Source organism: Candidatus Pseudomonas phytovorans, assembly GCA_029202525.1.
GTDB lineage: Bacteria > Pseudomonadota > Gammaproteobacteria > Pseudomonadales > Pseudomonadaceae > Aquipseudomonas > Aquipseudomonas phytovorans.
This window is the reverse complement of the sequence record CP119325.1, coordinates 5,091,167-5,104,197: the sequence shown is the minus strand read 5'-3', so window position 1 is coordinate 5,104,197 and position 13,031 is coordinate 5,091,167. Positions and strand designations below refer to the sequence as shown.

The window sequence follows — 13,031 nt, the reverse complement described above, 5'->3', positions numbered from 1 at the left end:
TTAGCTGGACTGCCTTATGGAGCATCGAGCGCAACTTTAATGATTATGGGATATTGAACCGCAAATTTTGGTGTCAGAGGGGCTGGAATGATCAAGGCGCGTTGATTATCGAGTCTCTGGACTGCGTGTTGATACCAGCGAATACCATGGCGCTGTCCAGCTTGATTTCATAGGCACCGCACTCAATCCAGCATTTTCGGCATCCCGCCGTGCACGTTTGAAGTAAATGAACAGCGCGGCAACGACTGTTTATGCAGGGGCATCGAAGAGTCACCCGTTTGGAAAGGCAGATTTAGAGGCGTCAGAGTTGAGGACGTAACTGGCTTGATGGTATAGGATGCTAAGTCTAAGTCAGCGAGGAACCACTATGTCACGTTTAGCCGAATACCGTCAGCTTGAGCAAAAACTGGCCCAGCAACTGGCTGAGCTCGAAGCCATGAAAGGCTCCGCTGAGCTCCTAAAAGAAATTGACTTCGAGACAAAGCTGCGTGATTTGCTTGCCAAGTATGGGTATAGCCTTCGTGACATCGTTGCTATGCTGGATCCGCAGGCTGGCCGCCGTACCGCCGCTCCCGTCACCGCTGAGAAAGCCCCTCGCCGGGCTCGTCAAGTTAAGGTCTATAAAAACCCGCACTCTGGCGAAGTTATTGAGACCAAAGGCGGTAATCATCGGGGCTTGAAGGAGTGGAAGGCAGAGTACGGCTCCGAAGTAGTTGAAGGCTGGGTAGCCAAGTAATAGCGATAGTTTGAGAAGACCTCCGCAACGCGGAGGTTTTTTTCAACCTGAGGATCGTCCAGGCCCAACCCAGACGGTTGGTGACGGGCTCGGATGCACGGCACCTGCTGCAGGCAGGGATTGCCTGTCTGGCGAGCGCCAAGGTTGCTCAGGTGCAGAGCAAGACAGTTTCCGTAGCTTAGCGAAGACGATGTCAGGGGTGAATTGTTCCGGAGCGAAGGAGCGAAGGAGGGATGGACTGGCGACGTCCGCAAATATTTTTCCAAGACTCCCTTTAAAATTTTTTTTGACGGACGGAGAATATATTTTGTAATCAACAAAAAGCAGCGAGCTCTCGGGCTCCCTCGCCATATCAGGCTTCACTGCTACCGCTTCCGCTGTTGCCATTCCTTCACGCTCTGAAATCCCTGTCTATTTTTTGATCATCAGCACGCGTTGAATCACCTGACTTTGGGTGGGAGGCTTGGTAAAAAAGTCGCTTTCTTCGGCCGTCAGGCCGGCTGGCTTTGCCTTCGTGCACAAATTTAGAGCTGCCCCCAATTTTTTGAGCTGAGACCGGGCAGGTTGCGATATGCAGGCGGCGCTGAAAACAAGTGGGTCGCACGAACGCAATTAGGTTGCTCGCATAGATCCCGAACAGCTTTGACAGTGCTTCTGCCCTGCAGGGAATCGGGTAGACGCCGGCGCACATGGAGGCCTTTTCATGCAGGACGACTACAAAACTCAGCTCACAAAAGCTACAGAAGGGCTGCACTACTGCGACTTGATCCTGACAGCCCAAGAGGCTGAGGATCTACGCGCGCTCGTGCAAGAACTGCAAGGGGCGGGGAGGTACCCTGGACTCAGCGGCGTGTTCAGAACGATCCTTGAAGAAACCTGGTGCAGTGACGAACCTTGGCCGACCATCTCATCACCAGCGACGCCCAGGCTTGATTGATGTCATTCCGGCTCCAGCGGGTGACTCTCAAGAATGCTGACTGTGATTCAGGCTATTGGAGAGCACATCAGAGCTAGCCAGGCCTAGGAAGCCAGCGGTATGCGCGATTCACGGGCAGACTGTTCCAAGCCCGGCATATCTCCATCGCGTTCCAATCTCTCAATTTCTGAGCGGAGGTCAATGAGTTCCGCTGCAGATCTACCAGACTCCTGGCTCAGGGTAAGAGTCAGCAATGTCAATGCGCTCAGTTCAAGCCGGTGGCTCACCTGTTCGAGTTTTTCCAGCGTTAGACTGGATCGGGCACCTTCCAATTTGGAAAGGAAAGTACGGCTGGTATCTCCGAAATCGCGCTGCGAGATTTTTCGCCTGGTGCGAAGCGTCCGCAGCACGATGGCGAATGATGACTTCAGTGACATGTACGGCTCCTCCGTATGACTTTCCTCAGTGATCTCGACACTGCAACCGCTGTTCACCTCGTAAGCTTCGCTGCCAGTTGGGCTAGGTGGCGCGTGAGTGGGCTCCATTCCGTCGAAGAACTGTTGATGCGTACAGTATAGCTCGCTAAGCTTGGCGGGAGAACATTTGTACTCTTGATGGTGGCGAGCGTGAACCTCGGAACACTTAAAGGCAACGATTTGTCGTGGTCGGTGTATCAGGTATGCCATGTTTTTCGATAGGTATGGGCCAGTCGCTCTATGAGGGTGTGTGCAGCAGGAGCAGGAGTGTTTGAGATCAACTGACCGGATGAAACATCGTGGCTATGGCTGCGCCTAATCGATGAGGAGTTTCGGGCAAAAGAAACTCGCTGCTGGGCGCGCAAGATCTATTACGGAGGGATGGCTTGATTGCCCCTATGAGGCCGAGAAATTGAGTGAAAGAAAAGCCTTCACCATATGATCTGAAGTAGCCATGCCCATTGGTAGCTGCGGTAGCTGCTCTGGGCTCGCGGCTCTAAGATTCTCCAGCAAATCGTCCCTGTTTTTGGTAGCCTCTTGCCACTACAATGCCCCTTCGAAAACGAGCACTGCGCCATGGAAGAGCAAGCCCCCCTGTATTGCGTTGCACTGCTAGGAACCGTCCCCGGGGGCCTAGCAGAGGAGCTCAAGAAAGAGATCGCAGTCCGCTTGAAAGACCTGGGTCTTAAGCTCGGCAAAGAAGTGAGTTTGTTCGAAGGCGACCTTGTTCGTTTCGACCCAGCCGTTGACAGGTGTAGCGCCGCTTTGTGCTTTAGCGCAAACGGAGGCGGCACTCCTCATAACGATGCCGCCGTTGGCCAACTGATCAAGCGTCGCGTCCCGCTTATCCCCGTAGCGACCTGTAAGGACAATTTCGCAGCTGAGTTTCCAGGAAAGCTGGGCGGCCTCAATGGCCTGGAAATGAAAGGTGGCTTGGGCAGCCTTGCTATGGCTCTGCTGGAGGGGGCATCGCTGCTTCCTAAACAGCGCCGGGTCTTCCTCAGCTACCGCCGCGTCGAGTCGACCAATGCTGCCCTGCAGCTTTACGCAGCCCTGTCAGCCCGTCAATACGACGTATTTCTCGACACGCATGACATTCTCCCTGGCGAACACTTTCAGGAGGTGCTGTGGCAGCGCCTGTGCGACTCAGACGTGATCGTCTACCTGGATACAAAGGAATACTTCGATAGCCGCTGGACAAAGCAGGAGTTCGCGAAGGCCACTATGCGAGGTTTGTGCGTGTTGCGGGTAGGTTGGCCAGGGGTTAGCTCGAAAGTAGAGCAAACGGCCTGTGGTGAAGTCCGTCTGTCCAGCAAGTCCCTGAATTCCTTCGGCCAGCTCGTAGACGCCAAGCTTACCCAGGTCATGGATATGGTCGAGATGCTGCGTACGAAAAGCGTTGCGCAGCGTTATTCCCGTCTCGTCAGTAAGCTTCGTAACTCGATCGAGGAGTACGACGGGGAAATCTTGGGCTATTCAGTACGGCGGAGTGTGATCGTGAAAGTCGCCGGTAAAAGGATTGTGGCCTACCCGGAGATGGGTGTTCCTACGAGCCATGCGCTGCATGAGGCGACCTTGGATTTCCATATGCTGCCTGTCGCCGTTGTTTACAACCAGGTGGGAATCAAGGATCGGAAGTGGAGAGCTCATATGGAGTGGTTGAACGAGTCAGTAACTGATCAGGTGCGATTGATCTCAACCGATGATGCTTGCTCGGAGTTCATTGAATGGCCTGACACCCATAACGTGGCTTGATCGTAGATCCGTGGAAAGCTGTGGATTTGACCAGCTCCTGTCGATCAAGCCTATGATGACTCATGACCAGTCAGAATTTATCGGAAACCATATATGAGCAGTATCTTCCTATCCGCCAGCGTCCCTAACATCGAGAGTCCCTATTACCTAAGATGCGATCCGGTACTGATCCAAGCCGCATTGCGCTCATTCCTATTCACGGTGATTGGCCGTAAGCACTTGGTTTTCGGTGGGCACCCGTCCATTTCGCCTTTGATCCTAGCCGTATGCGAAGATCTTGGGATCACCAATCAGAACGCGGTAACGATTTTCCAGAGCAAGCAGTTTTCGGGCGTCATCCCTGAAGATAATAAGAAGTTTGCCAATTTCATCGAAACACCCATTGGCAATGATCTTGGCCAAAGCCTATCCATCATGAGAGAGCAGATGTTTACCACTTATCGCTACGAAGCAGCGGTATTTATTGGTGGTAAAGAAGGTATCGTGACGGAGTACGAGCTTTTCAAGAAGCTCTGTCCAGACGCTAAGATTCTTGCGTTGAAAAGCCCAGGTGGCGCTGCGGCGGAAATTCAGAACATGCCTGCCAATGAAGACGATGAATTGCTCGATTATGTACGTGTATTCTCGGCTGGGCTTGGGCTTCATCATAAGCTGGATCGCCACCCTACTGTTCCCAAACGACGTGATTCTGGGACGCCTTCTCTAGGAGTATAAGTGATGCATTATGGATTTAATCTGAGCCTAGATCGTAATGATTTGGCAGTTTCGAAGGCGGTCGTTGAGGCACACACACAAAGTGTAGAAGCCAAGAGAGTTGATCTACGCAAATACCTGATGAGGGATGGCAGCAGCATCAGTGCTGAGTTGATCGCTGAGCACTTGTTTCCCAGGGTGAAGTGCGATGTCTTCATCTCTCATTCCTCAGATGACCAGGATATGGCGATTCAGCTAGCTTATGAGCTGAAGAAGAAAGGCATTGAAGCCTTTGTAGATTCCGTTGTGTGGGGTTCGGTATATGAGCTGCTTAGGGTAATCGACGATAACTACTCGAAAGTTGGTAGGAGTGAGAGTTACAATTACGAGCGCCGTAACGGGTCAACTGCCCATGTCTACATGACTTTGGTGACAGCTCTGCAAAAAATGATCATGCAGTCTTCGACTCTTTTATTCTTGAATACGGGCAACTCTATTTCTGTCAAGCACTCTGTTCAGGGTGAGAGTATGACCCACTCTCCTTGGATTCATATGGAGCTGATGTTTAGCCAGATGATGTGGGAGTTGGAGGGAGGGCCTATCTTTGATGCCGCAATGGAGTCGGCTACCGCTCCAGTTTTTCATAAAGCACCTACCTGGCATTTGAAAAGTGTGTCTTCGTCCAGATTTGTGAATTGGTTGAGAGAACGTCCCGAGTGGCAGAGTAAAACCGAGTTCAATAAGGCCATTCAAAGTCTCCACGCAAGTAAGAATTGAGTTTATAAATTGGATAGAAAGCTAAAACACCTGGAGTTCGTCCAGGGTGTTATCAATCGGTTGTCCACGAACTCCTTCCTCCTCAAAGGCTGGTCGGTGTTGCTGATTTCTGGACTTTTTGCGCTCGCAGCTGCTCAAGACAGCAAGGGTTTTGCTCAGTATGCTTTTGTGCCAGCCATAGCGTTGTGGGGTCTGGATGGCTATTTCTTGGCTTTGGAGCGTAACTATCGACGACTCTACGACAAAATCAGATTGCTTGAGCCGGATAACGTCGACTTTGCCATGGGGCTTGAAGTCAAAAATGGAAACATGGACTTCTTCAAGGCCGTTTTCTCCAAGACACTAATCATTTTTCATGGCTCTGTGTTCGGTTCGATCTTTGCTGCGACGCGCATCTTAGGGGCACCGGCAGCTTAGCAATCCGGATGGCTAAGAAATCAGTAAAGCCTAGCCATCCGGACAGCTTAGCAATGCCACCATTCTAAAAAATGAGTAGATACCGCTGACCCGTGTCGGCAACACCATAGGATAGCCAGCAATGCCCCTTGACCTTGGTACCTTACGATCTGCAGGCTCGCGCAGTCGTTATTACACCACCGCCTCGAACTCTCAGAATGCCCGTACGCTTGGCTACAGAACAGCGTTCTTGTGTCATAGCCATAAGGATCGAATAGCGGTTGAGGGGTTGCTGAAACTCTTCAAAGACCAAGGTCTCCATTTGTACGTCGACTGGATGGACAGCGAGATGCCAGAGCATACCAATGGCAACACTGCCAGGATGATCAAAAATAGGATTGTGGAGGCTGACCTGTTTCTATTCCTAGCAACCCCCAATGCCTTGGCGTCACGCTGGTGCCCGTGGGAAATTGGTTACGCTGATGGTGTAAAGAGCTATGACAGCATCTTCGTGATCCCCACCAAAGAACACGGGAAAACGTACGGAAATGAGTACGTCGATATCTACCGGCACATCGATGAGTCTCAACAGGGCAGCCTAGCTGCCTGGTATCCCGGAAGAACAAGCGGCGGTGTTGTCGCACGGTCTCTCTAAAACCGTGGCAGATCACGAACTAAGATAAGGACTATCCATGACGCCTAACATCTCCGAGTTTTCTTATGGCTATGCAGTGACCAACGAAGTTGTGAAGCTGCTGGGAAGCTCGATCGCCGCTGCACCGCAATTCCCGACGCTGTACGCTGAAGGTCAGGCGGGAGGAGGATATGATGTTAAGATTGTCGGTGGTATTCCGATTTTCTTGCAATTTAAGCTGAGTCATTACATGGCGCGGACAAATTGCAAAGAGCACGACCTGATGGGTGGGGCGTATTATCGCTGGCATCTGCATTCTCTCCAGCGATCAGATCAGCACAATTTACTCCTTGAGCTCGAAAGCAAAGGGAATCTTGTTGCCTACACAGCCCCGATTTTCCATGAGTGTGCAGAGTTAAATGCCCATTATCTGAATGATGCGATCCTCGATAATTCTATGGCATTTAAGCCTTCGGACATCGGGGAGATTACAGATGAAGAGAATCATTATGTCGTATTTAACCGGCGTGGCCCGGCATATCGCTGCTCAGATGATCCAGTCTCAGTCAAATTCAGTAAGTTGAGTGGGTTCCTCAATGGGCAGGTCAACATGCCTTCAACGGATCCTTTAGATGACGAGGGAGTGGTCAGGCTGGGGGAGGAAATTATTGAGGCGGTGGAGGGCGCGAAGGTGCGTCGGCTCAAGACTCAGTCAAGGCTGAAGGAGATCGACACCCAGGAGCTCAGCAGGGTTATCCGCGCACGCCCGTCGCTGGAAACGTTGTCGCTGATTTCTCGTACAGTCCTGGATTCTGAGTTGTTGATTGTCAATCCTCAATGGGGAAAATCCCGCTAAGCAGTGAGTGAAATGATGCTCATGCTTGAGGTAGATCCGCTCCGGAGTTAGCGGCAGGACTCACTAAGAAGCCCGATATAGAGCGTTTCGTGCCTTGATGAATTCAATTTGAGGTCGCCAGAATGGCCCATACTCAGTCCGACATCGTGCATGACGGTTATGCCTTTGGCAAAGCCTTGTATTACAGACTGAGGTGTGAGAGCGACCCAAGGCTTGCGCTTGAGAAAAATCGCTCTCGACCAATCGCCCAGCCACTTCAGTTCTGCTGGCAGTGTGCTACCTTCGATTTCTCTCACGGATGGTAAGGACGATAGCAATGGTTACAGGCAAGTCAATCAATAGTGTCAACAGAATCATTGCGCACTCGCATGGCGCCCACGAGATGCTGTTTGTGATCGAGCGAGACAAAGTCGATCAAGACGTTCAGGCGCGGCTGGCTATTGCTCACCTCGAAACAGACGGTGATTCGATCCTACCTGCGGTGATTGGAAAAATCAGCGAATTCAATGCTCGGGGCAAGGAGATCAAACGTCGAGATCTCCCGCTGATCAAAAAATCAGTTCCGCAATACCGAAGCTGGAAAGACTGGCATGGCCAAGAGCATAGCGGTGTGCAAATTCGAACAATGGATGTGTATCCCATTGACTTTGTTCGCCCGCCCATGGAGCACCTTTCTCTAAGCGTGATCGGTGGGAAGGAGTACATCGTGACTCGCCGGCTGAAAATCGATGAGCCGCCCGCAGAGCTGATTCACTTGGCGAACCTCATGCTCGAATTCTTCCAGGAATTTGAGATTTTCGACGTTGAGCGTCAGCGCATCGCTAAGGTGCAGGCACGTCAGTTGCAATGGGATCTGCTCCCCCCTGGGAAATACCCTTGGAAGAGTGCTGAGGCCATCGTAAAACCCTATCTGGCCGGTCTGCGGGCATCAGAGCAGGGGGTAATCGAACACCGGATAAGGGAGATCACTCGGTTCGAGCCTGATTTCTTTGCGACGGGCCGAGGGGGCTACCAAGGCTACTTCGTCTTCGGCTTTTCCACGCGTGGGATTTATCTCCTTGAAAGCTCACATCTGGATAACGCAACCTATAAGTTTGGTGAAGATTGGGAAGTCCTATCGACTCTGACCAAGGACGAGATCATTAACGGTGATCACGACCATCAACGTTTCATCCACGATAAAACCTGGGGGCGTAAGATCCGTCAGATGCTCGCCTACGCTTAGCGGGTGTTCGACCTCGTGCCATATCTTGCAACGGTTCGACCCCGAGTTGCCGTAATGGCCTTGAGGCCACTGGTCGTTGTATGTGGCCATTCGCGTCGGTAATGCTCGCGCGATCGCGTCCTCAGTGTTTTTGGTTGGGCTAATTGAGCGTTTGGATTGACATTGAAGCATATCGTCACCGGCACCGCTGACCTCACATGGAAAGGATTCTACTTTGAAGCTTCAGTTCGTTCGCATCTGTGGTTTTCAGTCGTTCGGTGCGGAACCAGTCACCGTTGATTTGGCCGACCTCACATTTCTGATCGGCCCCAACGGCTCCGGGAAGACAGCTACGCTCCAGGCGCTCTGTCGCCTCTTTTCGTTTGACCCCAATCAGCGGCGATTACGTAAGTCGGATTTTTTCGTCCCCCACGATGAAGTGGACGCTCCAGACCATCGAGCGCTTTGGATCGAGGCTGAGTTCACCTTCCCCGAACTCAGTGACGACGAGAACGAACACCCGACGATTCCAACGCACTTTGGGCACATGCGCCTCGATACCCCTGATGGTGTGCCTCGGGTCAGGTACCGCCTTGATGCAACGATTGGCATTGACGATGAAATCGAGCAGAGCCTCGTGTACGTTCTGGACGTGGATGAAGATGACGAGCCGGTCGACACCGCTCCGGTGCCCAGAGACGAGCGGAACTTCATTCAGGTTCACTACCTTCCGGCTCGTCGAGATCCGGCTGACCACATCGCCTATGGCGCGAACGCCTTGCTGGGGCGTTTGCTGCGAGCTGTGAACTGGTCGGAGCAGCGAGAGACAATCCAGCAACTCACCACAGATATTTCCCAGAGCCTTACTCAGAATGAATCGGTGCTCAGCCTCAGCGCAGGTCTGACCAAGACTTGGAAAGAGCTCCACAAGGGCCAGTTTTTCACGCAGCCGAGCGTGACCTTCATGGCCAACGAAATCGAGTCGCTGCTGCGCCATCTTTCGGTTTCGTTCTCCCCAGGGCATGGTGAGCAACTGGTCGATTTCTCACGGCTGAGTGATGGCCAAAAATCGATGCTTTACCTTTCGTTGGTTTTGTCGTCCCAGGCTGTCGGACGAGCGGTGCTGCATGGCAATGACGACTCATTTGACGCTGAAAAGCTGCGCCCTGCGGTGTTCACTATCGTTGCTTTGGAAGAACCAGAGAACAGCCTCTCTCCTCATTACCTGGGGCGGATCGTGTCATCCCTCAAAGGGTTGGTTGGCGACTCCAACTTTGCCGACTCTCAGGCACTCATAGCGACTCATGCCCCTTCGATGCTCCGGCGCGTAGATCCTTCGGCCATTAGGTATCTGAGGTTGGACGAGACCCGCTGCACGATGGTGACGAAGATTCGAATGCCACCCAATAAGAAGGGTGAGGCTTACAAGTTTGTAAGGGAGGCCGTACAGGCTTATCCGGAGGTCTATTTTTCCCGCCTGGTCATCCTGGGGGAGGGAGACAGTGAGGAGATAGTCCTGCCTCGGCTGTTGGCTGCAAAGGGGGTGATGGTTGACGAGGCAGCTATCACCATTACCCCGCTGGGTGGTCGCCATATCAATCACTTTTGGAGGCTGCTCAGTGGGCTCCAGATCCCCTACATCACTTTGTTGGATCTGGATGTGGCGCGTTTTGGCGGGGGATGGGGACGTATTAAATACGTTGCGACGGAGATGAAAAAGCACCGACCAGGTGATCTGTACATGACAGATGATGAGCTCAAAGACCTGCCAAATTGGAACGATTCCAAGATCAAGATTCTAGAGATCGAAAAGAATCCGGAATATGTATCCTACATTGCCGATCTGGAGCCTCTGGGGGTGTTTTTCTCAGCGCCAATGGATCTGGACTTTTCGATGCTCAAGGCTTATCCGCACGCCTATGGGTTGTCCCCTGAAGACCTAGTTGTCCCGAAACTGCCTCAGGTCAAATCAGTGCTCGGAGATAGCCACCATGATCGTTTTCAGTACTCTCTCAAAGAACGCAAGCATTTCATCGCTTACCACAAGCTTTTCAAGCTCGACAGCAAGCCAAAGTCGCATATCGAAGCGCTTTCAAAGCTGACAGATGATCAACTGCGAGCGGCCATGCCTGCTTCCCTAAATCGTCTAGCAGACTTCGTCATCGCCAAGATCGAAGGGCTTTCGGAATGATTTCCTCCGAGGACTGGAAACCCTCTGAGGGCATAATTTTGGAGCCAAATGCGGAGGCGGCGGTCAGGGAGATCAAACGGTGCGTGGCGCTGACAGCAGGCCCGGGCGCCGGCAAGTCTGAACTGCTCGCCCAGCGCGCTGACTTCCTGCTGACCACGGGGGCATGCCGGTACCCGAAGAGGATATTGGCCATTGCCTTCAAGGTGGACGCGAGCAATAACCTGAAGGAACGGGTGTGGCGGCGATGCGGGCCCGACTACGCCAGCCGGTTCGACAGCTACACGTTCCATGGCTTCGCGAAGCGGATTATTGAACGATTTCGCCCCGTTCTCACCGGCCACGATGCGCTAGACGCGGGTTTTCGAGTGGTGCCCAAAGGGAAGGCACACCCTGTCCAAACCGAGTTCGGACTTCTGATCCCGTTGGCTCTGAAGATCCTCGACGTCTATCCCATGGCAGTGAATGCCATCAGGCAAACCTACAGTGATGTGTTTCTCGATGAATTTCAGGACTGCACGGATGAGCAGTACGCGCTGGTCAGCAAGATTTTTGGTGGTACGGCGCGTCGGATCACTGCGGTTGGGGATGTGAAACAGAAAATCATGGGCTGGGCCGGCGCGCTTGACGGCGTATTCGGGAAGTTTGAAACGGATTTTTCTGCCACCCATCTCAACATCTACCGCAATTTTCGCTCGCAACCTCTGCTCCTCAGGCTGCAGAACGACCTCATCAAGGTGCTCGATCCCGGTTCTGAAATGCCCGCAGAGCTCTTGGGCGGTGAGGGGGGCGAGATCCTACTTCAGTCTTTCAAGGACTGCACCGACGAGGCCTTCAGCCTTGCCGATCAGATCAACACCTGGATCAACGTCGAAGGCGTTGCTCCCTCTGACATTGCAGTATTGGTTAGAAGCTACCCTGAGGCCTACACCGCCCGCTTAACCTCAGCGCTTGATGCTTTGGGTGTCGGTCATCGTAATGAAAATCAGATGCAGGACATCACCACCGAGCCCATTGCTTTGGTCATCGTGGATTTTCTGCTGTGCCTTTATGGCTCTCGTGAGCCGAAAGCCTGGACGAGGTTGCTGCGGCGGATCATTCCGGCTGATGACGACGAGCATGGTAGTTCCGTTCGAAACGATTGGAATCGGTTCATCAAGGAGGCGCGGAAGACTGCCGCAGCGGATCTCGCTGCGAAGAATTATGCTCAGAGGTGGACGCTGCTGAAGACGTTTCTATCAATGGTGGGTGTGAGCATGCTGACTGGCCTCTCCCATGATTACGAATCGCGTGATCGCTTGAAGGAAATCATCCGCGATCTCAAGAAATACATTGACGCGGCAATGGAGCAGGAGCCCGATTTACTCAAGGCTCTTGCGCAACTAGCTGATGATCGGTCGATCCGAATTTTGACTGTCCACAAAAGCAAAGGCCTTGAGTTTGATTCGGTCATATTGCTAGGTGTGGAGAAAGAGGCCTATTGGGGCAATGACACCCATGAAGTTCGATGCACTTTTTTCGTGGGTATTTCCCGCGCCAAGAGGCGTCTTGTGGTAACAACGGCAAAGACAAGAGACAAACTCGCCGACATAAGCAGTTGGAGAAACGTGCGCAGGCCACATGAAGAGTTTTTAGGCTACGTTGAGAAGTGGCAAACAGATGAAGGGTGAGCCGATCGACTAGGGCATAATTGAACTCTGTGAGTCAGATCGTATTGGAGAATATACGGAGTACGTCGTGATGTCAGTCGTTAAAATTTTCGAGTCGTAAGCACTATGCGATGGGTTCGTGAGAAAGAAGTTTCCCACCGAAGACACTGACGCTTGGCCGGAGACAACCGCTGAGTGCCATTATGATGACTCGCCTACCTAATGAACAAATGCTTTATCGCTTTATGTTTTCTGCTGACCTCGGCCTACACCCACGCTGGTGATTGGGAGGTATTCGGAGACTGGAAGGTCATGGCGCTTCATGGCGATATGGACACTGTCACCAAAGTTGTCGTTACAATCGGCTTCAACGATACGCCGAAGCTTGGATCACCCTTTGCCCCGAAAAATGATCTGACCATTGGATTCATCATTTACGGTGAACGGCTTGTGATCCTGAGCCCGTCCATTGGGTTCGTCGGTGAGATGTACTGGTCATCACGTGACTACGACCTTAGCAGCGTTTCGGTAGACGGGAAGAAAGCTGTTCGACTCACTCCAGTGGAAGATCCAGGGTCATGCAATAACGTCGCGAAGAATGGGGAAGCATTGCGACAAATGATGAATGACACGGCAGCTCGGATGCGGGTTGGATATACAGATGGGACGGCGTCCTTGAAGGGCTTCAAGGCCGCATGGGCCAGAGCCTTGAAGCTCAGTCGGGGATGAGTGTGATATCTCAGACCGATCA

13 protein-coding genes are annotated in these 13,031 nt (G+C 52.4%); 12 read left to right on the top strand and 1 reads right to left on the bottom strand.

What is annotated here, in order from left to right:
- Positions 1-367 precede the first annotated feature (367 nt).
- The gene (locus P0Y58_22410) at positions 368-736 is read left to right on the top strand and encodes a DNA binding protein (GenBank protein WEK29620.1); all 369 of its coding nucleotides are present in this window, start codon (positions 368-370) and stop codon (positions 734-736) included.
- Between the two features lie 703 nt (positions 737-1,439).
- On the top strand, positions 1,440-1,673 hold the full coding sequence (locus P0Y58_22405; GenBank protein ID WEK29619.1) for a hypothetical protein: 234 nt from the start codon (positions 1,440-1,442) through the stop codon (positions 1,671-1,673).
- An 83-nt stretch (positions 1,674-1,756) separates the two neighbouring features.
- On the opposite strand, the gene P0Y58_22400 is transcribed toward P0Y58_22405, so the two are convergent.
- Positions 1,757-2,089, bottom strand: coding sequence for an XRE family transcriptional regulator (locus P0Y58_22400; GenBank protein ID WEK29618.1), 333 nt, complete (start codon positions 2,087-2,089; stop codon positions 1,757-1,759).
- Positions 2,090-2,704: 615 nt separating this feature from the next.
- Between P0Y58_22400 and P0Y58_22395 the strand changes: the two genes are divergently transcribed.
- The 10 genes from P0Y58_22395 (at position 2,705) to P0Y58_22350 (ending at position 13,009) form a co-directional block, all read left to right on the top strand.
- A complete protein-coding gene (locus P0Y58_22395) occupies positions 2,705-3,883 on the top strand; it encodes a toll/interleukin-1 receptor domain-containing protein (protein ID WEK29617.1) in 1,179 nt (392 codons plus the stop codon).
- A 93-nt stretch (positions 3,884-3,976) separates the two neighbouring features.
- Positions 3,977-4,597, top strand: coding sequence for a hypothetical protein (locus P0Y58_22390; protein WEK29616.1), 621 nt, complete (start codon positions 3,977-3,979; stop codon positions 4,595-4,597).
- A gap of 3 nt (positions 4,598-4,600) precedes the next feature.
- Complete coding sequence (locus P0Y58_22385; protein ID WEK29615.1) at positions 4,601-5,353, top strand: hypothetical protein; 753 nt, start codon at positions 4,601-4,603, stop codon at positions 5,351-5,353.
- 9 nt (positions 5,354-5,362) lie between these two features.
- Positions 5,363-5,770 carry a hypothetical protein gene (locus P0Y58_22380; GenBank protein ID WEK29614.1) on the top strand — a complete coding sequence of 136 codons (408 nt, stop codon included), beginning with the start codon at positions 5,363-5,365 and terminating at the stop codon, positions 5,768-5,770.
- Positions 5,771-5,891: 121 nt separating this feature from the next.
- A complete protein-coding gene (locus tag P0Y58_22375) occupies positions 5,892-6,404 on the top strand; it encodes a toll/interleukin-1 receptor domain-containing protein (protein WEK29613.1) in 513 nt (170 codons plus the stop codon).
- A gap of 37 nt (positions 6,405-6,441) precedes the next feature.
- A complete protein-coding gene (locus P0Y58_22370; protein ID WEK29612.1) occupies positions 6,442-7,239 on the top strand; it encodes a hypothetical protein in 798 nt (265 codons plus the stop codon).
- A gap of 316 nt (positions 7,240-7,555) precedes the next feature.
- Entirely contained in the window at positions 7,556-8,464 is a 909-nt protein-coding gene (locus tag P0Y58_22365) for a hypothetical protein (GenBank protein WEK29611.1), read from the top strand.
- A 214-nt stretch (positions 8,465-8,678) separates the two neighbouring features.
- Entirely contained in the window at positions 8,679-10,634 is a 1,956-nt protein-coding gene (locus P0Y58_22360) for an AAA family ATPase (protein ID WEK29610.1), read from the top strand.
- Positions 10,631-12,301, top strand: coding sequence for an ATP-dependent helicase (locus tag P0Y58_22355; GenBank protein ID WEK29609.1), 1,671 nt, complete (start codon positions 10,631-10,633; stop codon positions 12,299-12,301). The genes P0Y58_22360 and P0Y58_22355 overlap by 4 nt, the downstream gene beginning before the upstream one ends.
- A 201-nt stretch (positions 12,302-12,502) precedes the next feature.
- Positions 12,503-13,009 (top strand): hypothetical protein, encoded by a 507-nt coding sequence (locus tag P0Y58_22350; GenBank protein ID WEK29608.1) that lies wholly within the window; start codon positions 12,503-12,505, stop codon positions 13,007-13,009.
- Positions 13,010-13,031 lie beyond the last annotated feature (22 nt).

Coding starts and splice junctions, on each gene's coding strand:
- P0Y58_22410 (WEK29620.1), top strand. CDS start 368: ATGTCACGTTTAGCCGAATACCGTCAGCTTGAGCAAAAACTGGCCCAG.
- P0Y58_22405 (WEK29619.1), top strand. CDS start 1,440: ATGCAGGACGACTACAAAACTCAGCTCACAAAAGCTACAGAAGGGCTG.
- P0Y58_22400 (WEK29618.1), bottom strand. CDS start 2,089: ATGTCACTGAAGTCATCATTCGCCATCGTGCTGCGGACGCTTCGCACC.
- P0Y58_22395 (WEK29617.1), top strand. CDS start 2,705: ATGGAAGAGCAAGCCCCCCTGTATTGCGTTGCACTGCTAGGAACCGTC.
- P0Y58_22390 (WEK29616.1), top strand. CDS start 3,977: ATGAGCAGTATCTTCCTATCCGCCAGCGTCCCTAACATCGAGAGTCCC.
- P0Y58_22385 (WEK29615.1), top strand. CDS start 4,601: ATGCATTATGGATTTAATCTGAGCCTAGATCGTAATGATTTGGCAGTT.
- P0Y58_22375 (WEK29613.1), top strand. CDS start 5,892: ATGCCCCTTGACCTTGGTACCTTACGATCTGCAGGCTCGCGCAGTCGT.
- P0Y58_22370 (WEK29612.1), top strand. CDS start 6,442: ATGACGCCTAACATCTCCGAGTTTTCTTATGGCTATGCAGTGACCAAC.
- P0Y58_22365 (WEK29611.1), top strand. CDS start 7,556: ATGGTTACAGGCAAGTCAATCAATAGTGTCAACAGAATCATTGCGCAC.
- P0Y58_22355 (WEK29609.1), top strand. CDS start 10,631: ATGATTTCCTCCGAGGACTGGAAACCCTCTGAGGGCATAATTTTGGAG.
- P0Y58_22350 (WEK29608.1), top strand. CDS start 12,503: ATGAACAAATGCTTTATCGCTTTATGTTTTCTGCTGACCTCGGCCTAC.